Origin of the sequence: Tenacibaculum aquaeponti (assembly GCF_052084715.1) — a bacterium.
Lineage (GTDB): Bacteria > Bacteroidota > Bacteroidia > Flavobacteriales > Flavobacteriaceae > Polaribacter.
Genome location: NZ_CP197288.1, coordinates 510,049 through 529,300 on the forward strand (window position 1 = coordinate 510,049; position 19,252 = coordinate 529,300).

At 29.1% G+C, this 19,252-nt stretch carries 20 protein-coding genes; 6 read left to right on the top strand and 14 right to left on the bottom strand.

What is annotated here, in order from left to right; translation table 11 throughout:
• Nucleotides 1-24 precede the first annotated feature (24 nt).
• The gene (locus ACSIGC_RS02465; RefSeq protein ID WP_299621268.1) at nucleotides 25-321 is read right to left on the bottom strand and encodes a hypothetical protein; all 297 of its coding nucleotides are present in this window, start codon (nucleotides 319-321) and stop codon (nucleotides 25-27) included.
• A 128-nt stretch (nucleotides 322-449) separates the two neighbouring features.
• On the opposite strand from ACSIGC_RS02465, the gene ACSIGC_RS02470 reads away from it, so the two are divergent.
• The 3 genes from ACSIGC_RS02470 to ACSIGC_RS02480 are packed head-to-tail and all read left to right on the top strand — an operon-like array spanning nucleotide 450 to nucleotide 4,420.
• Nucleotides 450-1,070, top strand: coding sequence for an HD domain-containing protein (locus ACSIGC_RS02470; RefSeq protein ID WP_442266578.1), 621 nt, complete (start codon nucleotides 450-452; stop codon nucleotides 1,068-1,070).
• Between the two features lie 26 nt (nucleotides 1,071-1,096).
• Nucleotides 1,097-3,394: a CAP domain-containing protein gene (locus tag ACSIGC_RS02475; protein WP_442266579.1), complete on the top strand. Its 2,298-nt coding sequence runs from the start codon at nucleotides 1,097-1,099 to the stop codon at nucleotides 3,392-3,394.
• A gap of 9 nt (nucleotides 3,395-3,403) precedes the next feature.
• The gene (locus ACSIGC_RS02480; RefSeq protein ID WP_442266580.1) at nucleotides 3,404-4,420 is read left to right on the top strand and encodes a helix-turn-helix transcriptional regulator; all 1,017 of its coding nucleotides are present in this window, start codon (nucleotides 3,404-3,406) and stop codon (nucleotides 4,418-4,420) included.
• Here ACSIGC_RS02480 and ACSIGC_RS02485 read toward each other — a convergent pair.
• The 13 genes from ACSIGC_RS02485 to ACSIGC_RS02545 all read right to left on the bottom strand — a co-directional run bounded on the left by ACSIGC_RS02485 (nucleotide 4,417) and on the right by ACSIGC_RS02545 (nucleotide 15,413).
• Nucleotides 4,417-4,887 (bottom strand): TspO/MBR family protein, encoded by a 471-nt coding sequence (locus ACSIGC_RS02485; RefSeq protein ID WP_442266581.1) that lies wholly within the window; start codon nucleotides 4,885-4,887, stop codon nucleotides 4,417-4,419. The genes ACSIGC_RS02480 and ACSIGC_RS02485 overlap by 4 nt on opposite strands.
• Before the next feature lie 4 nt (nucleotides 4,888-4,891).
• A complete protein-coding gene (locus ACSIGC_RS02490) occupies nucleotides 4,892-5,422 on the bottom strand; it encodes a CIA30 family protein (RefSeq protein ID WP_442266582.1) in 531 nt (176 codons plus the stop codon).
• Between the two features lies 1 nt (nucleotide 5,423).
• Nucleotides 5,424-6,104: an SDR family NAD(P)-dependent oxidoreductase gene (locus ACSIGC_RS02495; protein WP_442266583.1), complete on the bottom strand. Its 681-nt coding sequence runs from the start codon at nucleotides 6,102-6,104 to the stop codon at nucleotides 5,424-5,426.
• 36 nt (nucleotides 6,105-6,140) lie between these two features.
• Nucleotides 6,141-6,407: a TIGR03643 family protein gene (locus tag ACSIGC_RS02500; RefSeq protein WP_299621301.1), complete on the bottom strand. Its 267-nt coding sequence runs from the start codon at nucleotides 6,405-6,407 to the stop codon at nucleotides 6,141-6,143.
• On the bottom strand, nucleotides 6,397-6,822 hold the full coding sequence (locus ACSIGC_RS02505; protein ID WP_442266584.1) for a hypothetical protein: 426 nt from the start codon (nucleotides 6,820-6,822) through the stop codon (nucleotides 6,397-6,399). The genes ACSIGC_RS02500 and ACSIGC_RS02505 overlap by 11 nt, the downstream gene beginning before the upstream one ends.
• A complete protein-coding gene (locus ACSIGC_RS02510) occupies nucleotides 6,822-8,312 on the bottom strand; it encodes a deoxyribodipyrimidine photo-lyase/cryptochrome family protein (protein ID WP_442266585.1) in 1,491 nt (496 codons plus the stop codon). Before ACSIGC_RS02510 ends, ACSIGC_RS02505 begins: the two co-directional genes overlap by 1 nt.
• A gap of 157 nt (nucleotides 8,313-8,469) precedes the next feature.
• Complete coding sequence (locus ACSIGC_RS02515; RefSeq protein ID WP_442266586.1) at nucleotides 8,470-9,972, bottom strand: cryptochrome/photolyase family protein; 1,503 nt, start codon at nucleotides 9,970-9,972, stop codon at nucleotides 8,470-8,472.
• Nucleotides 9,972-11,276: a DASH family cryptochrome gene (locus ACSIGC_RS02520; RefSeq protein WP_442266587.1), complete on the bottom strand. Its 1,305-nt coding sequence runs from the start codon at nucleotides 11,274-11,276 to the stop codon at nucleotides 9,972-9,974. The genes ACSIGC_RS02515 and ACSIGC_RS02520 overlap by 1 nt, the downstream gene beginning before the upstream one ends.
• The gene (locus tag ACSIGC_RS02525; RefSeq protein WP_442266588.1) at nucleotides 11,252-11,395 is read right to left on the bottom strand and encodes a DUF2256 domain-containing protein; all 144 of its coding nucleotides are present in this window, start codon (nucleotides 11,393-11,395) and stop codon (nucleotides 11,252-11,254) included. Before ACSIGC_RS02525 ends, ACSIGC_RS02520 begins: the two co-directional genes overlap by 25 nt.
• Nucleotides 11,392-12,813: an SDR family oxidoreductase gene (locus ACSIGC_RS02530; protein ID WP_442266589.1), complete on the bottom strand. Its 1,422-nt coding sequence runs from the start codon at nucleotides 12,811-12,813 to the stop codon at nucleotides 11,392-11,394. The genes ACSIGC_RS02525 and ACSIGC_RS02530 overlap by 4 nt, the downstream gene beginning before the upstream one ends.
• A 1-nt stretch (nucleotide 12,814) precedes the next feature.
• A complete protein-coding gene (locus ACSIGC_RS02535) occupies nucleotides 12,815-13,444 on the bottom strand; it encodes a flavin reductase family protein (RefSeq protein ID WP_442266590.1) in 630 nt (209 codons plus the stop codon).
• Nucleotides 13,434-14,756 (bottom strand): ABC1 kinase family protein, encoded by a 1,323-nt coding sequence (locus tag ACSIGC_RS02540; RefSeq protein WP_442266591.1) that lies wholly within the window; start codon nucleotides 14,754-14,756, stop codon nucleotides 13,434-13,436. Before ACSIGC_RS02540 ends, ACSIGC_RS02535 begins: the two co-directional genes overlap by 11 nt.
• 3 nt (nucleotides 14,757-14,759) lie before the next feature.
• Nucleotides 14,760-15,413: a TetR family transcriptional regulator C-terminal domain-containing protein gene (locus tag ACSIGC_RS02545; protein WP_442266592.1), complete on the bottom strand. Its 654-nt coding sequence runs from the start codon at nucleotides 15,411-15,413 to the stop codon at nucleotides 14,760-14,762.
• Between the two features lie 140 nt (nucleotides 15,414-15,553).
• On the opposite strand from ACSIGC_RS02545, the gene ACSIGC_RS02550 reads away from it, so the two are divergent.
• From ACSIGC_RS02550 to ACSIGC_RS02560, 3 genes are read left to right on the top strand one after another with little or no spacing between them, the layout of a single operon-like run.
• Nucleotides 15,554-16,234, top strand: a complete 681-nt coding sequence (locus tag ACSIGC_RS02550; RefSeq protein ID WP_442266593.1) for a TetR/AcrR family transcriptional regulator — start codon at nucleotides 15,554-15,556, stop codon at nucleotides 16,232-16,234.
• The gene (locus ACSIGC_RS02555) at nucleotides 16,224-17,876 is read left to right on the top strand and encodes a peptidase domain-containing ABC transporter (RefSeq protein WP_442266594.1); all 1,653 of its coding nucleotides are present in this window, start codon (nucleotides 16,224-16,226) and stop codon (nucleotides 17,874-17,876) included. The genes ACSIGC_RS02550 and ACSIGC_RS02555 overlap by 11 nt, the downstream gene beginning before the upstream one ends.
• 6 nt (nucleotides 17,877-17,882) lie before the next feature.
• Nucleotides 17,883-19,250 carry an HlyD family secretion protein gene (locus tag ACSIGC_RS02560; RefSeq protein WP_442266595.1) on the top strand — a complete coding sequence of 456 codons (1,368 nt, stop codon included), beginning with the start codon at nucleotides 17,883-17,885 and terminating at the stop codon, nucleotides 19,248-19,250.
• The last annotated feature ends 2 nt before the right edge of the window (nucleotides 19,251-19,252 follow it).

Below are 19,252 nucleotides of genomic sequence, written 5' to 3' on the forward strand. Positions count from 1 at the left end.
AAACAAAAAAAGTGCTTATTAGCACTACTTAGATGGTAAGATTTCTGTTACTATACCATACACATTTTTCGTCCATCCGTTAAGATGTCCACGATTATTACCTATTAGTAATCCTCGTTTTTCATTTTTACCTTTTACTAAATGCGTAAAACAATTTCCCCGTACTTTACAGAAAACTATATCACCTTCTTCACAATCTTGCCATTGTACTGGCTTTAAAACAACGGGTTGTCTTGATTTTAAAATGGGTAACATCGAGTTTCCAGGTTCTTTAGAGATAATTGTTTCTCCATTCAATAGCTTTTGAATTTTCCAATTCATAATTATTTGTATTTAAATTAAACATTAATTCAAAGACTATTGCTGAACGAAAAGTAAAGAACGAATAACTTTAACTGATTAAAGTCTATGTAAAATTAGTTTTTATTTTTGTAATACAAACTATTTAATTGAAAAAATTGACTTTAAAAGAACGTTTTACCCAATTGTTATCACTTTATTCTCAAGATAATGAACTCATTTCTTCATTATGGAATGAGCTTGAAAAACACTACAAAGAAAAGCATCGTACCTATCATAATTTAAATCATTTAGAGGAAATCTTCTCTTATTTTGATCGTTATAAAGATGAATTGAAAGATTCGAATTTGGTTTCTTTTTCTATATTTTATCATGATGTAGTTTATAATATATGGAAAAAAGATAACGAAGAAAAAAGTGCTGATTTTGCTGTAGATCGACTTCGAAAACTACTTTCGAAAGATGATTTAAACATCATTTTTAATCAAATTATAGCCACTAAAACTCATGAGGGTTCAGATAATGATACTCGCTTTTTAATTGATTTTGATTTAGCTATTTTAGGTCAATCTTCAGAAATATATCAGCAATATGCTAAACTTATTCGCAAAGAATATAAACTCGTTCCAGATATTTTATATAAGAATGGAAGAAAAAAAGTATTACGTCATTTTATAGATAAGCCTTTCATTTACAAGACCTATACTTTTATTGATCATTATGAAAAACAGGCGAAATTCAATTTAAAAACAGAGCTTGAAACTATTTAGGCATTGTTTTTGACTTTCCCTGTCACATGAAAACGAAACTACTACTATTAATTGCTATCGTTGGTAATCTATTTTATGGTTACACACAATTATCTGCTGATGAAGAAAAGTATTTAGCAGATTTATTATTTAAAAAAGTAAACACACTTAGAAAAAGAAAAAATGCCTCTCCATTGAAGAATGATTTAAATTTAGTTAAAGCAGCTAAGTTCCATTCAGACTATATGTCTAAAAAATACAAGTTAACCCACAATCAGTTAGAAACTGAATTTGTTACTCCTAAACATCGTATTGAAAAGTTTTCTAAAGAGTTTAATGTTTTTGGAGAAAATATTCTAAAAACTAGATCTATAAAACCACCATTTACAAAACGTAAGTTATCGTTAATGGCTAATTTGATGTATAACTCTTGGAAAAATTCTAAAGGACATTATAAAAATATGATCTCTAATGATTTTTCGTACTGTGGTTTTGGTTTTACTTACAATACAAAAAAGAAACAAATTTTTGCTACAAACGTTTTTGGGGCTAAAAACTTTAAAGTTTCAAATCAGCTTTCTGAAAATACTTTTGGAATTGGAGAAAGTTATGATGATTGTGAAGAAGTATCTAAATTCAGTAATATAATAGCTAGTTTCGGTAATAGGTTAAGTATTGAGAATAATGAAATTATATTCAGATACCATAGTTTACAAACTTTCAAAGAAATATTTAAAGATCAAAACGATGGAATTGCAATAGACTTAATTACAAGGAATCAATTATCTTGTGGTAAACCTAATGAGCTTGATAGTTCACCTATTTATGATGGTGTTTTATTAAAACCTGTTTACTTAAAAGAAATCTTAACTAAAAATAGGGCAAATAGTAATTTTAGATTAACAGTTTCACTGGGAAAAGTCCCAGATTTTTTAATAGGAAAAGATATTACTGCTAATCTAATTCTAATTAATAATGGGAATCGATGTGATTACAGAGTTCCTCTAATAATTCCCTCTTCTGCGTATTCTTTAATCCCCATACAACCAGAATTGTATATTCCTGATGTACAGTTAAAAACTAAAGGAACTGCATTTGTAAAAGAAATTTTATTCAATTTTGGTTCTTCTAAAATTACAGCTCACAAAATTACTTCAGATACAATACAGAAAAATGCTATTGAATTTATAGATGTGAAAAGCTATACCTCTGTAGATGGTACATTTTCTAATAATAAATATCTGTTTTCAAAAAGAGCAGAATTTATTACCAATCATTTACATGAGAAGCTTGGTAAAATCAATAAAAAAATAAATATTGAAGCTAAAGAAAACTGGGAATTATTTGATTTTCAATTAGAAATGTATGATTATAAAAACTATGTTAACTCAACTAAAAAAGAGAAACGATATTTAGCTAATAATCAACTAAAACAAACTTTTAAAAACGAGTTTGCACAACAACGAAAATCAAAAGCTATTATTTATGAAAATGGTTCTTGGTTATCAACTAGCAAAGAGCATTCAGAATATAATTTAATCGATGCGTTACTTCATAACAATAAAGATTTGGCAAATGCTGCATTAGTTGCTTTGTATAACCAGAAAGATATCAGTTTCATTCTAAGTGAAGATTTTATTTTAGAGCGTCTTATTGACAAAAAAGAATTTGTTCAGAATACTTCTGCCCTATTTCTAAAAAATATTAATTTTTATCAGTTAGACACTGTGATTTTTTACATCAATTATTGGTTAAAAAGAGCTGAAGAATTATCGGTAAATGCGCAAAAAAACTTACTGAATTTATATACAATAACAACCAATAGATTATTACTATTTTGGGATGTTGATAATGAAAAATTTGCTCGAGTTTTGCATCCAGAAAAAGTAAAAACTTTATTTAAAGAAATCACTAAGAATGAAAAAAGCAATTCTTTGTATCTAAATTATCATATGGCCGTTATTGAATATTATGGTCAGATTAATGATTATCCAAGGATTTCTGAATCTTTTTATCACATTACAGATTATTTCAAAAAAAGAGCGCTAATTATTGAAGATGATATTAAATTAGCTTTATTTTTTAACCACTGGAGTAGATTTGACTTAACTTTAGAACTATTATCTAAACCTTATTTAGAAAATCGTTTAAATGAAGATGCAACTTTTATTTTAGCACAAACAGCTATAGCATATCCAAGACATTTTAATAATTATGTGAAAGAAATAATTATTAAGAAAGCTATGGATTTTAATAAAAAAAAGTGGTGTTTTTGGATGAAAACAGATTTCCAGAATTTACGTTATTCTTTCATAAAAAAAATGTACTGTAATACCTGTAATTAAAATTATAATATGGCATCAAATAAAAACGCTTTAATTAGATATAAAACCATAGATCAATGTTTACGAAATACCATGCGCAAATGGACTTTAAATGACCTGATTGATGCTTGTTCTGATGCTTTATATGAGTATGAAGGTAAAGATGTTTATGTAAGTAAAAGAACTGTTCAGCTCGATATTCAAATGATGCGTAGTGATAAGTTGGGTTACAATGCACCAATAGAAGTTTATCAACGAAAATATTATCGATATGCAGAAGAAGGTTATTCTATTATGAATATTCCTGTCACTGAAAATGATGTAAAAGTAATGAACAATGCGATTCAGGTTTTACGCCAATTTAAAGACTTTTCGCTATTTAAAGAAATGGATGGAGTTTTACAACGTTTAGAAGATTCTGTTTATTCTTCGCAAGAAAATAACCGTGCTATTATTCATTTAGATAAAAATGAACAATTAAAAGGTTTGCAACTTATAGATCCATTATACAGTGCAATTCAAAAGAAGAAAGTTTTAGAAATTACATATAAGTCATTTAAAGCTAGACAAGAAAATATTTTGACTGTTCATCCGCAGCTTTTAAAAGAGTTTAATAATCGATGGTTTTTAATAGTGTATCATAAAACTGATTTTATGAATTTAGCTCTTGACCGTATTATAAAAATTGAAGAGAAGGATGAAATTGAATACATAGATAAAGCTGTTAATGGTGATGATTATTTTAAAAATGTAATTGGTGTTACTGTTTCTAATTCTAGCCCCAAACGTATAGAATTTTGGATTGAAAAACGCTTAGCTCCTTATGTAATCACCAAACCTTTTCATCATACTCAACGCTTAATTAGAGAAACTGAAGATGGTTTCATATTCAATATTTTAGTTCAAATAAACTTTGAATTAGAGCGTGTTATTCTTGGGTATGGAGAATCTATTAAAATACTAAAACCAGAAAAATTAAGAGACAAAATCAGTAAACAATTAGGACGCGCATACAATAATTACAAATCGGTTAATTCAGATCATTAATTATTAAAAACCACATAAGCATTTAAACTTGTGGCAATGGTCATCCAAACTAAATATGGTAAAATTAAAATCGTATAATATTTTAATTGTTTTATATGCTTAAACGTGATGTAACCAATCAAAAGCCACAGCAAAGTGATACTTATTAAACCTAATACGGTGTAATGTTTATTGAAAAAAAGTAAATTCCATATTACGTTTAAAAACCATTGCAAACTATATACTACTATCAACTTTTTATTTAATTGCGAATATTCATAACTTAGTTTGGTCATGTAGAAAGCAAACAATAACATTATGGTTGTCCAGGCTGCACCAAAAACCCAATTCGCAGGAGTCCATGGAGCTTTATTTAAGTTTTGATACCAATCTGTTCGTGGGCCATCGTTCATTAATAAAACACCTACATAAAGTGCTAAAAAGTTAGTTATTAAAAAAATAATGAACCTGATATAAGATTTTTTCATTGATTTAGTTGATTTTAATCGAATCGATTATTAATTTGAAGTTTTCATCTTGTTTATTTCCTATTAAAAAAGCAATTTCTTTAATTTCTGTATAATTAAAATTTTGTCTTCGTAATCTATTTCCTCTAAAGATTGGATATAAACTATTTAGATCAATTTCTATAGTTTCCCAATCACCAGAAGTTGTAAATTTTTGAGTATACCAATGTCGATCTGTTGGATTTGATTTTACTCTAAATTGATATGCTTTTCCATCTCCTTTTAAACGAAGAATAACTTTTTTTGAAGTTTCATGTAATGTTACAGCTACCGAATTTTTAACCATAGCAAAACCTCCATTATTTTCTGTAGAAACATGACCAGAAAATACGCCTTTGCTATTTTCATTTAGCGCTATAGAAGAAGTTGAAATTCCTCCCATAACATCATCATTGGTTGTTTTCCAACTGCTAATATCAGAAGATTGAGAAAAGTCTACAACGGTTATAGTATCTTGAAAAGCAAACAACATAATGATAAAGGCTAAATATTTCATATTATAATTTTAAACTAACTATTCCTGCATCGATAGGAAAAACTTGACCAGAAATTGCCGAAGCGTGATCTGACAACAAATAATTTGCAAAGCTTGCTACTTCTTCTGCTTTTAAAAATTTCTTTAGCGGATGTCTCATTTCCATGTTTTCGCGTTGCTTATCGTTACGCAATAATTTTTCTGCTAAAGATGTATCTGTTACAGTTGGAGCGATACAATTAAATCTAACTTTAGTGGCAAATTCACCTGCCAAAGATTTCGTTAAACCTTCTACAGCAGATTTACTAGCTGCAACACTTGCATGGAAAGGCATTCCTAATTTGGTAGCAACTGTACTAAATAAAACTACACTTCCGTTATTATTTTTAAGTGAGTTAATATACTTTTGAATCACTTTAACTGCTCCAATTACGTTGATTTCAAAATCACTTCTAAAATCATCTAACTTTAGTCTTCCTATCGGTTTTAAGTTAATGCTTCCTGGGCAAAAAACCAAACCATTTATATCATCAGAAAGTTCAGGTAATTCATCTTCTATAACGTCGATTGAGTAATGTGTTACGTTTACATGACTCGCTACTTCACTCCTACTAAAATTAATTACTTTATGTGTTTCTTGTAAAGAAGTTACTATAGCATTACCAATTCCTTTACTTCCACCTACAACTAAAATTATTTTCATTTCTATTATTTTTTATGCAATGAACTGAGTTCATTATTATCTTTTTGATACCTTGTTATTTGATATATTTCTTTGTCTTGTACATTTAAACCTTCCTTTATCAAAAGGCCTTTTTGCTTGGTGTTTTGTAGCTCTTCCTTGTACTCTTTTTCTCCACATTCTGAAACTTGAAGGTTTCATTTCTTTACGCATCAGCTCAATAACTTCTTGTTCTTTTAATCCGAATTGAAATTGAATAGCATCGAAAGTTGTACGATCTTCCCAAGCCATTTCTATAATTCTATCGATTTGTCTATCCGTCATAATAATCTAGATTTAGATATTCATTTTTATAATCAATCATTTTTGAAATGAATTTCTTATTCTCTGAATAGTTCTTGTTTTTTAAAAACTTTATAAAACTTCCTTCAGCATGAATACTGAAAAACGAAGCGTTATACACCACCAACTTATGATATGGAATACACCAAGAAAAACGTTCTAATCTGTTCGTAAAATGAACTAAAATTCCTTTCGGACGCATTTCTATATTTCCGTAATTCAATTCTGAAAACTGAACTTTATCTGATTTTAATTTCTGACTTACTTCTGCAATCATAAAACGACCAGAACCTATTCCATTCAGTTTTATCTTATTTAATAAAGAGAATGGTTTTCCTAGTAATTCTTTACTATGCACTAAGAAATCTTGATTCGTATATGTGGTATTAAATATCATTATTCATCTCTTAACATTCTACTTCTATTTGTAATCGTATGCTTACGCAAAATTCGTAAGCTTTCTCTTTTTACTTCACTATCTTTTAACATGTTCCATAAAATATCGCTAGCTTTCTTTCTATTTTCTTTGATATCAACTATTGGGTTTGGATAATCTTTACCTAAAACACAGTTATTAAATTGCTGGTCTAAATGTGTCATTAAATATGGTTCATGAATAAATGGAGTTGGTAAATGTGACAATTCTGGAACCCATTTCTTAATAAAAACAGCATCTGGATCGTGATCGTGACTATTTTTCACGGGGTTATAAATTCTCAAATTATTAATTCCTGTTTCACCTGCTTGCATTTGCAATTGAGGAAAATGAATTCCAGGTTCAAAATCTAAAAACTGACGTGATAAATGGTGTGTTGCTTCTTGCCAAGGCTGCCATAAAATATGTGTAAAGAAAGAAACCAACATAGCTCGCATTCTGAAATTAATAAATCCTGTTTCATTTAAACAACGCATGGAAGCATCAACTAAAGGAAAACCCGTGTTTCCTTCTTCCCAAGCCGTTTTATACGATTCAGAAATTGATTTTTTTAGCTTGTGAAAACCTTTATTAATACTGGCATTTTCCATCGTACATTCCATTTCAAACTTTTGAATGAAATGTGCTTGCCAACGTAAACGAGAAATAAACGCTCCTAAATGACGCTTATGTTCAGATTCGTCTTTAACAGCTTTTGCTTTCTGGAATACTTCTCGTATCGATACATTTCCCCATGCTATATATGGAGATAGTCTGCTACAACTACTTCGCGAGGCTTCTGGTTTTGAAATGTGATACATGTAGTTTTCATGACGTTTTTCAAAAAAAGTATTCGCATATTTCCATGCTATAGTTCTTCCGCCTTGCTGAAAATTAGATGTGTCTCCAGTAACTAAATCAGTAGTATGAAAGTAATCTGAGATTCTATTAATTTCCGAAGTGCTTATAAAATCTTCTTTATCTACATCAAAAGGTAAAATATCTTGATACATATAACTTTCCCATTTATCAAACCAATCTTCTCGATTTAATAAACCTCTTAAAACTCCGTTATTTATATTCTCTTTCCATTCAATGGAATTGTTTCTACAATAACGTGCAAATTCTTTATCTCTTTTGAAAGTGACTAATAATCCTGTTTCTTGATGTGAAAAAACATCTGTGATATTATAATGATTTAATAATTGATTAAAAACAGCAAAAATTTCACCATTAACAGCTAGAACTTTAGTTTTATATTCTTTCAATTCTGTATTGATATCAACTAATGATTGTTTTATAAAATCCCAATGACGTTGACTATAATGATCGTCGTTTATCAATAGGTTTTCAAAAACAAATAATAGCAATATTCTTTTTCCTGAGTTTAGCGCATTTGTTATCGCTTCATTGTCATGCAATCTCAAATCTCTCTTTAACCAAACTACTGCTATATCTTCTCTTTTCTTCATAATTTCAAATTTTCGTTTTCTGAATATTTGAATATAATGGCTCACACAAAGCTAACGTCATTTCGAATTTATTTCGAAATCTCATAATACGAATCTGAAACAAGTTCAGATTGACGTTATTAATTTTATTTAAAACCATTATTATCATATTTACTTACTATAATAAGTTCAGTTGAAATTCTTTTTTATTATCTAGGTTATCAAGAAAATGTTCAGCATTAGAAAAATGATCTTCTCTTTTCTCAATTCCCATTTTATCTAAATTTCGAATTAACATATTCAAACGCGGATTTTTGGATAAAAATTCTCTGTTGGTATGCATAAACCTCCAGAATAATCCGTCCCAAATCTTTTGCCATTCACCATTCGGATAATCACTCATTTTTTTGATGTAATTACTACTACTTATGTATGGTTTTGTAGACATTAATCCTCCATCAGCAAATAAGCTCATTCCGTAAACATTCGGTACCATTACCCAGTCGTAAGCATCGATAAACAATTCCATAAACCAACGATACACTTCATCTGGATCGAACTCACATAACAACATAAAATTCCCTAAAATCATTAAGCGTTCAATATGGTGTGCATATCCTGTTTTTAAGATCTTTTTTATTGTGGTATCAATTGGTAAAATTCCTGTAGTTCCATCATAAAAAGATGCTGGTATTTTTCTAGAATGGTTCCAGAAATTCTTTGTTCGTTCTTCGGTTCCTTTAACCTCATAAATTCCACGGATAAATTCGCGCCAACCTAATATTTGACGTACAAAACCTTCTAAAGAATTAATCGGAATTTCATGTTTAGCAGCATAATCAATTGATTTTTTTATTACTTCCAGAGGAGATAACAATCCTACATTAATTAATGGTGATAAAACACTATGATTCAAGAAATGTTTGTCTTTCACAATAGCATCTTCATAAATTCCGAATTCATGAAAACGAACTTCAAAAAATTGTTCTAACCAATTTTCTGACTCTTCAAAAGTAGATGGATACAATTGTTTCTCATCAATTTCTCCTAAGGCGTCTGAAAAATTTTCTTCCACATATTCCTTAGCTTCTAGGTAATATGTATTAGCATCAGGAAATTCAATTTGTGGCGGAGTTTTACCTTTTGGATATTTCTTTCTATTATCCGTATCAAAAGTCCACTTTCCTCCTACTGGTTGTTCATTTGTAATTAAAATATTTCTAGCTAAACGTTCTTTTTTATAAAATGAGGTTTGGAAAAACTTTTTTTTAGAAGCTTTAAAAAAAGTAGCTAATTCATCTTTGGTATTAATAAATAATGAATTGTTTATTTCAATTAATTCAATATTATTTTCAAATTCATGAATTCTCTTTTCTAGCCAATTATCAGTAGGATTTATAAAATGAAGTTGTTTGTATCCATTTGTAATTAATTGTGGTAATAACTTCCTAATATCTGAAATTTCAGTTGTACTTTCTACATATGAAACTTGATATCCTTTTTCGTTTAAAAAGTCTTTATAAAATTGCATTGTAGCTCTATGAAAAGCTAATTTTTGCTTATGAAATTTATATTGTTTGAAGAATAAATATTCTTCAATTAAATACACGTCATTTTCTTTTGGAATATGCGTTGTACTTTTAAACAACTGATGCGGAAAAATAATACTTACTGCTTTCATTAGAACAAGATTGGTTGTAACCACATTTGTTGATATTTGCCGTTCGCATCATATCGTTCTGCTTGTAGTTGCACATTAAACTTTCTATCTCTTGGATCATTACCTACACCAGATACATATTGCCAATTTCCATAATTGCTATGCACATCGTAATCAATTAGCATACTTTCGAAATATGCCGCACCAATTCTCCAATCTAACAACAGTTTTTTTGCAAAATATGAAGCCACATTTTGTCGGCCTCTATTGCTCATCCAACCTGTTTCTTTTAACTCTATCATATTGGCATTTACAAAAGGTTCATTGGTTTCGCCATTAATCCAATTTTGAATTAATCTTTCGTTATTTTTCCATGAATATGATAATTCCTTTATTCCTTCTAACTTGAATAAATTATTTTCATGCTTCAGCGATAAATATTTAAAATAATCACGCCAAATCAATTCGAAAATCAACCAATAAGTAGACTGATTATTTCCAAATTGTTTTTCATATTTTTTTACCTCCCAATAAATTGACTTTGCTGAAATACAACCATGAGCCAACCAAGGAGAGAATTTTGAACTATAATCAACTCCAATTAAACCATTTCTAGTTTTCTTGTAATACGATAACTTTTTCGATGAAAAGAAATATGAATTTAAACGCTCAAAAGCAGCAGTTTCACCGCCTTTAAAAGGAAAAGCAGTTTGAACTGGAACTTCAAAATCACTATAGCCTAAATCTTGTAAAGTTGGAATTTTTGTATCATTCTCTTGATAATTCTCTTTTGGCATTGTTACTGGAATCAATTCCTCACGAATTGTAGCATATTTCTCTACTCTTTTTCTGAAAACAGTAAAAACCTCTGGAATAGATTTTATTTCTAATGGAATATCTTCTGGATGATATAAAAATTGATCGTAAAAACTTTCAACATAAACCGTATCACGAAGTTTTTCTATCACACGATTAATTTCTGATGTTTCTTCGTGAGTAAATTCTTTTTGATAAAGGAGAGCATCCGCGTTGTGAGTCAGACAAAACAATGGTAAAATTACATGCGGATGCTCATGATGTATATAAATAGGTACGTTTAATTCTTTTAATTGGTTTGATAAATCGGTAACTGATTCTATCAAAAATTTTGCTCTGTATTTCTCTGTTTTTTTAAAACCAAATTGCTTAGTTTGAAACATAGATTTGTCGAAACAGTACACAGCAATAACTTTGTTATATTTAGAAATTGCTTCATATAAAGCTTTATTATCACGCGTTCTTAGCGTATTTGTAAACCAAACTATTGCTGTTTTATCTTGCTGCATTTTTTACTACAATATTTTACGTTTTCCCAGTTCTTTTCCCATTTTTTTCTCCATGTAAATGCTCGTTCACAAACCGGACAAGTTTTAGTGGGTAAATGTTGTTTTTTTACTCCTCTCATTTCTGATATACCAAGGCATTGATCATTCCTTTAAAAACAAAAGCATGAAATGGTAAAACGGAGTACCAATACAATCTTCCTAATAATCCTTTTGGTCGAAATACTGCTCTTTGAAATAGTTGATTTTTTACAATTTTAAACTCTAACCAAGCTTCACCTGGAAGTTTCATTTCAGCGAATAATAGTAAACGTTTCTGTTCTTTATCAGCTAATAAAACTCTCCAAAAATCTAATGGATCTCCCGGCTCTAAATATGTATTGTGTGTTCTTCCCCTTCGTAAGCCTACTCCTCCAAAAATCTTATCTACATAACCTCGAATACGCCATAGCCAGTTGTAACTGTACCAACCATTTTCTCCTCCGATAGACCATATTTTATCAATTGTAAAATCTTCATCTACAATTTTTCTTGATCTTATATCTTTAAAACAACCAAAATGCGGAACATTAATATAAGTATTTAATTGATCACTAAAAACACCACTACTAATAGCATCTTTCCAACTTGACACTACCGCATTCTGCTCAATCTTTTGAAAAGCTAAACTAACCGCTTGCCTGTACTGAATTGGTTTTACGTTTAAAATTTCATTGATATTATTAGGCTTTGCAACTACTTCAACTTTCATACTATCAACTAATGCTTTTGCCAAATTAAATGACGTAGAAGTCACGAAATACAACCAATATGAAGACATTCGAGGAGATAAAACGGGTAATGTAAAAATGTATCTTTTTAAGCCTCTTACTTTTGCAAATTGCAATAACATTTCTTTATAAGTAAGAATTTCTGGTCCGCAAATGTCAAATGACTTATTATACACTTCTGAATTCGCTAAACCATTCACAAGAAAACTTAACACATCTCTAATTGCTATAGGTTGTGTTCGAGTATTCAACCATTTTGGTGTTACCATTAAAGGTAATTTTTCTACAATATCTCTTATAATTTCAAAAGAAGCACTTCCACTTCCTACTATAATTCCAGCTCGAAATGTTGTTAAAGCATATTGATTAGATTTCAAAGATTTTTCAACTTCTAATCTAGATTTTAAATGTTTAGATAAAGAGCCATCATTTACAATTCCGCTTAAATAAACTACCTGCTTACAATTCGTTTTTTCTACCAACGATTTAAAACTTTGAGCACATTTTTTTTCTAAATCCTCAAAATTCGTAGCTGTCGTAGACATGGAATGAATCAAATAATAAGCAGCGTCGATATCTTCAGGAAAAGCTTCTAAATTATCTTCTAAGAAATCTACTTTTATAAACTCTATTCCGTCTTTATACTCAATTTCGTCTGGAATTCGATTTAAATCACGAACACAACAAACTAATTGATGACCATCTTCTAATAATCTCAATACTAATCTTTTTGCGATGTAACCTGTTGTACCTGTGATTAAAATCTTCATTTTATAATTTTTCTACTGTCTTTTTTGGACGCTGATATTCGTATCTCGTAAATAAATTCGGAATTGCATATCCATCAAGTCCGTTTATCGTTGCTACGTTTCCTTTAGATAAATTCAAAAATCCATCTTCTTGTAACATATGATCTTCAACTTCAAAAAATTGAATTTCACCAACTAACATAATTGTATCATTTGCCTTGATATAATACTCCTCAACATATTTCATTCCTATTTGTACTGGTGATTCTTGCACAAAAGGAGCTATAAAATTCTTCTTGTATTCTGGTGTTAAATTTGTCATTTCAAATTCTGAAACTCCTTTATCATATTTAGCAGATGAATGATGCGCATCTTCTGTGATTCTTTTTGTAATATGATTTACCGTGTAAAAACCAGTTTCTTTAATGTTTTCATAGGTATTTCTTGGAACAGTTGTAGGACGTAAAATGAATCCTAGTAATGGAGGATTAGATCCTAAGTGAACTATAGAACTGAATACAGCAACATTTTCTTTACCATCAGGAGAAATACTTCCTATTAAGTTTGCAGATTTATAACCTGATAAACTATTCATTAAGTTGATCTTATAAATATGATCAAATCCGCTTATATTCTCTTTTTTAAAAAACATCTTTATACTGTTCGAAATTGTTAATCTTAATATTCTTAGCTTTTAAATCATGCATTAAATTATAAAGTCCGAAGAACGTTCTGTTGATGTAAATAAAATGTTTAGACCCTCTATTTCCATTCATGTTTCTAAGCTCAGTATTCTTAGCATACTTTGTTCCTAAATCAGTGATTTTACCAAAGAAAGTTTCATCAGAGAAATCAAATTCTTTTGTATTGAATGGTTGTGTGAATAAACTCAACATTTCATGGAACATTTCTTTAAAGAAAACTAACTCTTCTTGACTATCATCTTCTCTAAGAATCTCTAATTCATAAAGTTTTTTCTCAAAAAATACAGGATCTGAAATGCTTTCCTTTTTTGCTAACTCGAAATATGGTTTGTAAAACTCTTCAGGAACTTGTTTCATACAACCAAAATCCAGCACAATTAGATTATTATCTTTTGAAACTAAGAAATTTCCAGGATGCGGATCGGCATGTACTTTTTTAATAATATGCATTTGATACATATAAAAATCCCATAAAGCCTGGCCTAATTCATTCGCTTTCTCTTGATCTGTATTCGTACTTGTGAATTCAGAAAGATGAACACCATCCATCCAATCCATTGTGATAATTCGATCAGATGAAAACTCTTTATAATAATTTGGAAATTTTAAATTTTTGATATGCTTACAAGCGTCTACGATAGCCTGACTTTGCTCTACTTCTAAAATATAGTTTGTTTCTTCAATTAGTTTATTTTCAACTTCTTTAAAATATTTATCACTATCTTTTCCACGGATATTGAACATTTTAATTGCAATAGGCTTCACTAAAGCTAAATCAGTAGAAATACTCTCTGCAACTCCAGGGTATTGAATTTTAACTGCGTATTTATTCCCATCTTTTTCAGCCAGATGAACCTGACCGATACTAGCACCACTTACAGCATTTAAGTTAAATTTATCGAAAAGCTCACTTGGATACTTTCCAAAATAATTTTTAAATGTCTTTTTAACCAAAGGTGCTGATAATGGCGGAACTGAAAATTGTGACAAAGAAAATTGCTCAACATAAGCTTGTGGTAAAATTCCTTTTTCCATACTTAACATTTGTGCAACTTTTAAAGCACTTCCTTTTAACTGCTTTAATCCATTGTAAATATCTTCAGCATTATCTTTATTTAACTGTTGTTTAGCTTCTTCTTCTCCATTAACCAATTTACTTCCGTAATACTTTAAATAGTTTACTCCTACTTTAGCACCAGTTTGCACTAATTTAGAAGCTCTTTGAATTTTGGAAGTGGGGATATTATCTATTGTCTTCATAAACTACTTCATCATCTTTTCTTTAAATAAAAATTTACCAAAATCAATTACACTTTTTACCGGAGCGATATTTAACACATCGAAACTGGCGTTAACTGATTTCTCTATAAACACATCTGTTTTCTCAAAAGAAGACGATGTATCATTTAACCAAAACTGCATTGTCATTATTAATTGTAACCATGCACTTTCACTTATTGCTTTATCTTGAAACTTTTCTAAACGTTCTTGTTTTAACTCTAACTTCTCGATATTAAGCGTATTTATAAATTTTTTAAAATGAGTTCTTAATCCGTTAAGTGTACTTAAAGTTTTCAACTTATTACTTTGTCCCGATAAAGCATAAACCACATAGCTTCTATTAGCTGTTAAATTCTCAAAAAAAGTGAAGTAAAAACTTAGTAATTGATTTCTCGCATCAAAAGTTTCAAACTCTTCACTTTTGTGTAATAGTGCTAGTGTATTTTCAAAGAAAACTGTGAATATTGATTTTTTAATTGCTTCAAACGAAGCAAAACTATTATAGAACAATTGTTCTTCAAAATTATTCTCTTTAGCGAACTTATATACTGATTTAGGATCCTCATTATACTCTAACACATAATCCATATACATTGAAATAATGTCTAACTGAGTTATATTTTTCTTTTTAGCCATGAAATTGTACGATTGAATTTTACCATATCCAAATATACTAATATTTTGTTTAACAAAAAAGACATATTTTTAAACAAAAATATAATTTTAACTTTTAGTTAATAGTAATACTATTATATTTGCATAAAAAACAATTAACAATGGATAAATTACTTTCAAACATTAAAGTAGAAGTGCCTGAAGGGATTTATTTGAAAAATCCAGAGTCCTCTGAACTAGGTAAAAAAATAGTTCAAAACAGTATCATCTTGATCGATGAAATTGGTTTTGAAAGTTTTAATTTCAAAAAATTAGGATCGTTAATCGGCTCTAATGAAAGCTCTATATACAGGTATTTTGAAAGTAAACACAAACTATTAATTTATTTAAGTTGTTGGTACTGGAGATGGTTAGAATATCAATTAGTAATTGAGACATTTAGCATTAAAGACATCAAAGAAAAACTGATAAAAGCTGTAGAAATTGTTACAAGAACAACTAAAGAAGATCAAAACTTCTCTCATATTAATGAAGTTTTACTTAACAAAATTATTATCAACGAAAATTCTAAATCATATTTAACGAAAAGTGTTGATTCGGAAAACAAACAAGGATATTTCTTCCCTTACAAAACTGTGGTTAGAAGATTAGCTAATATAATTTCAGAATACAATAACAAATACAAATTCCCATTAAGTTTAGCAAGTTCTATAACCGAAGGAGCATTGCATCAACAATTTATGAAACAACATTTTCCAACAATCACTAACTGTAATGAATCTGTTACACCAACTGAATTTTATTCACATTTAGTTATAAAAACATTAACAAATGACAACTAAATCTTTAACCCCTTGGAAACGTTTTCTTGGTTTATTAAAACTAGAAAGAAAAGATATTTTTCAAATTTCTTATTATGCAATTTTTGAAGGCTTAGTATCGTTATCTCTTCCTTTAGGAATTCAGGCTATTATAAACTTAATTCAAGGAGCACAAGTATCCGCTTCATGGATTGTTCTTGTTGTTTTAGTTACTATGGGTGTAATTTTTTCTGGTGTTTTAAAACTTATGCAATTGCGTATTATTGAAACCATTCAACAAAGAATATTTACAAGAGCTTCTTTTGAATTAAGTTATCGTTTCCCTAAAATTAGAATGAAAGAATTAAGAAACTATTATTTACCAGAATTAGCTAATAGGTTTTTTGATACACTAACAATTCAAAAAGGACTATCTAAAATATTAATAGATGTTCCTTCTGCTTTTTTACAAATTATATTTGCATTATTACTACTATCATTCTATCATCCATTTTTTATAATTTTTGGACTTTTACTTTTAGTATTGATATATATACTTTTTAAATTAACAGCTCAAAGAGGTATTGAAACAAGTTTAGATGAATCTAAAAACAAATATAAAGTTGTTCACTGGCTACAGGAAGTTGCTAGATCTGTTGTAAGTTTTAAACTTTCTGGAAAAACTAATTTAGCTTTAGAAAAAAACGATGCTTTAGTAAGCAAATACTTAAATTCAAGAGAAAGTCATTTTAAAATTTTAATTATTCAATTCATTTTAATGATTAATTTTAAAGTTTTAGTTACAGCTGGTTTACTTTTAATTGGTGGTTTTTTAGTTTTAAATCAAAAAATGAATATTGGTCAATTCGTTGCTGCTGAAATTATTGTATTATTAGTAATTAGTTCTGTTGAAAAATTAATACTTGGGTTAGAATCATTTTACGACGTATTAACTTCAATTGAAAAATTAGGGCAAGTTGTAGATAAACCAATAGAAAGTCAAAAAGGTGAAATTGTAAAAGATGATTTAACTATTGAATTACAAAATGTTTCTTATGAAGTGATCAATAAAAATACTCCCATTTTAAGTGATATTTCATTTACAATTAACAAAAGAGATCGTATACTTGTTCAAGGTGAAAGTGGCTCAGGTAAATCTAGCCTACTACAATTAATTGCTGGTGTTATAGAGCCAACATCGGGTTATTTGTTCGTTAACAACCTTTCTATTCAAGGACTGCATTTAAACAATTACAGATCGCTTTTAGGCTTTTCACTCTCTGAAGAGACTCCTTTTGAAGGAACCATACGCGAGAATATTACATTTGGAAATACTAATATAACAGATGAAGAAATTTACAATGTTTTAGATGTTGTTGGACTTACAGAATTTGTAAAACAACAACCTAAAGGATTAAATACCATAATAAAACCTGAAGGAAAACAAGTAGCATTTACTACAGCAAAAAAAATCATTTTAGCCAGAGCAATAACAATTAAACCTAAATTATTAATTCTTGAAGATCCTTTAGATCAATGTCAAATAGAAGAAACTAAGGGAATAATAAACTTTATAGCTTCACCAGAAAGACCATGGAGTTTAATTGTTGTTAGCGGAAATTCTTGCTGGAAAGAAAAATGCAACAAACATATTGTATTAGAAAAAGGTCAAATTAAAAAATAAGAAATTATGCTTAACATTTCTAAAAATTCTATTTCGGAAAACTTGGATTTAACTTCATTTAAGTCTGGAAAACATATTTTCACGAAAGAGTACCATAAACGATTTAAACAGTTCTTATTAGTATTTTCTTTCATTATTATAATTATTTTATTTTTACCATGGACTCAAAATATTTCAAGTAAAGGAAATGTAACAACTTTACGCCCAAATCAAAGACCACAAACTTTACAATCTCAAATTCCTGGAAGAATTGAACAATGGTTTGTACAAGAAGGAGATTTTGTAAAAAAAGGAGATACCATTTTGAGAATTTCTGAGATTAAAAGTGAATATTTTGATAATCAACTTGCTCGTAGAACTCAAGATCAGTTAAATATTAAAAATCAATCTATAGATGCTTATAAAAATAAAGTTATAGCTCTTGAAAATCAGATTAAAGCTTTGCAAAATGAAAGAGTTTTAAAATTAGAACAAGCAAAAAATAAATTAACTCAAGCTCGTTTAAAAGTTAAAAGTGATAGTATTGATTTAGAAGCTGTAAAAACAAAACGAAGCATTGCTGAAATACAATTAAAACGTGTAGTTAACTTACAAAAAGAAGGCTTAAAAGCTGTTAAAGATGTAGAAGAAAAACGTGCAAAATTTCAAGAAGCAAATGCTAAACTAATTTCACAAGAAAACAAATATTTAACTTCTCAGAACAACGTAATTAATGCAAAATTATCTATTTCTACTTTAAACGCTACTTATCAAGACAAATTAGCAAAAGCTAGAAGCAGCTTATTTACGGCAAAATCTGCAACTTTAGATACTGAAGTACAAGTTTCTAAACTAGAAACAAGTGTTGCTAATTATACAAAAAGAAATAGTTTATTGTATATAACAGCACCTCAAGATGGATTTATAAATAAAGCAATAAAATCTGGTATTGGAGAAACTTTTAAAGAAGGAGAACAATTGGTTGGAATTATGCCTGCAAATTACGAGTTAGCCGTAGAAATGTATATAAGACCAATAGATTTACCTTTAGTTCACATCGGTGAAGATGTTCGCGTACAATTTGACGGTTGGCCTGCAATAGTTTTTAGTGGTTGGCCTAATGTATCTTACGGAACTTATGGCGCCAAGGTTGTAGCCATAGAAAACTTTATTAGTAATAATGGAATGTATCGTGTGTTATTAGCTCCAAATAAAGATGCAGAACCATGGCCAACAGCAATTCGTGTTGGTTCTGGTGCAAAAACCATTGCACTTTTAGACAATGTTCCAATCTGGTTTGAATTATGGAGACAACTTAATAGTTTTCCTCCAAATTTTTACCAACCTCAGGATTCAAAAAACACGGGTAAGAGCAAGTTAAAAAAATTAAAATAATA

What these genes read in the sequence shown, in the direction of transcription:
- ACSIGC_RS02545 (WP_442266592.1), bottom strand. Translation starts at nt 15,413, where the DNA reads ATGGCTAAAAAGAAAAATATAACTCAGTTAGACATTATTTCAATGTAT.
- ACSIGC_RS02490 (WP_442266582.1), bottom strand. Translation starts at nt 5,422, where the DNA reads ATGAAATATTTAGCCTTTATCATTATGTTGTTTGCTTTTCAAGATACT.
- ACSIGC_RS02535 (WP_442266590.1), bottom strand. Translation starts at nt 13,444, where the DNA reads ATGTTTTTTAAAAAAGAGAATATAAGCGGATTTGATCATATTTATAAG.
- ACSIGC_RS02515 (WP_442266586.1), bottom strand. Translation starts at nt 9,972, where the DNA reads ATGAAAGCAGTAAGTATTATTTTTCCGCATCAGTTGTTTAAAAGTACA.
- ACSIGC_RS02485 (WP_442266581.1), bottom strand. Translation starts at nt 4,887, where the DNA reads ATGAAAAAATCTTATATCAGGTTCATTATTTTTTTAATAACTAACTTT.
- ACSIGC_RS02510 (WP_442266585.1), bottom strand. Translation starts at nt 8,312, where the DNA reads ATGAAGAAAAGAGAAGATATAGCAGTAGTTTGGTTAAAGAGAGATTTG.
- ACSIGC_RS02505 (WP_442266584.1), bottom strand. Translation starts at nt 6,822, where the DNA reads ATGATATTTAATACCACATATACGAATCAAGATTTCTTAGTGCATAGT.
- ACSIGC_RS02555 (WP_442266594.1), top strand. Translation starts at nt 16,224, where the DNA reads ATGACAACTAAATCTTTAACCCCTTGGAAACGTTTTCTTGGTTTATTA.
- ACSIGC_RS02465 (WP_299621268.1), bottom strand. Translation starts at nt 321, where the DNA reads ATGAATTGGAAAATTCAAAAGCTATTGAATGGAGAAACAATTATCTCT.
- ACSIGC_RS02495 (WP_442266583.1), bottom strand. Translation starts at nt 6,104, where the DNA reads ATGAAAATAATTTTAGTTGTAGGTGGAAGTAAAGGAATTGGTAATGCT.
- ACSIGC_RS02540 (WP_442266591.1), bottom strand. Translation starts at nt 14,756, where the DNA reads ATGAAGACAATAGATAATATCCCCACTTCCAAAATTCAAAGAGCTTCT.
- ACSIGC_RS02550 (WP_442266593.1), top strand. Translation starts at nt 15,554, where the DNA reads ATGGATAAATTACTTTCAAACATTAAAGTAGAAGTGCCTGAAGGGATT.
- ACSIGC_RS02520 (WP_442266587.1), bottom strand. Translation starts at nt 11,276, where the DNA reads ATGCAGCAAGATAAAACAGCAATAGTTTGGTTTACAAATACGCTAAGA.
- ACSIGC_RS02530 (WP_442266589.1), bottom strand. Translation starts at nt 12,813, where the DNA reads ATGAAGATTTTAATCACAGGTACAACAGGTTACATCGCAAAAAGATTA.
- ACSIGC_RS02525 (WP_442266588.1), bottom strand. Translation starts at nt 11,395, where the DNA reads ATGAGAGGAGTAAAAAAACAACATTTACCCACTAAAACTTGTCCGGTT.
- ACSIGC_RS02500 (WP_299621301.1), bottom strand. Translation starts at nt 6,407, where the DNA reads ATGACGGATAGACAAATCGATAGAATTATAGAAATGGCTTGGGAAGAT.
- ACSIGC_RS02560 (WP_442266595.1), top strand. Translation starts at nt 17,883, where the DNA reads ATGCTTAACATTTCTAAAAATTCTATTTCGGAAAACTTGGATTTAACT.
- ACSIGC_RS02480 (WP_442266580.1), top strand. Translation starts at nt 3,404, where the DNA reads ATGGCATCAAATAAAAACGCTTTAATTAGATATAAAACCATAGATCAA.
- ACSIGC_RS02475 (WP_442266579.1), top strand. Translation starts at nt 1,097, where the DNA reads ATGAAAACGAAACTACTACTATTAATTGCTATCGTTGGTAATCTATTT.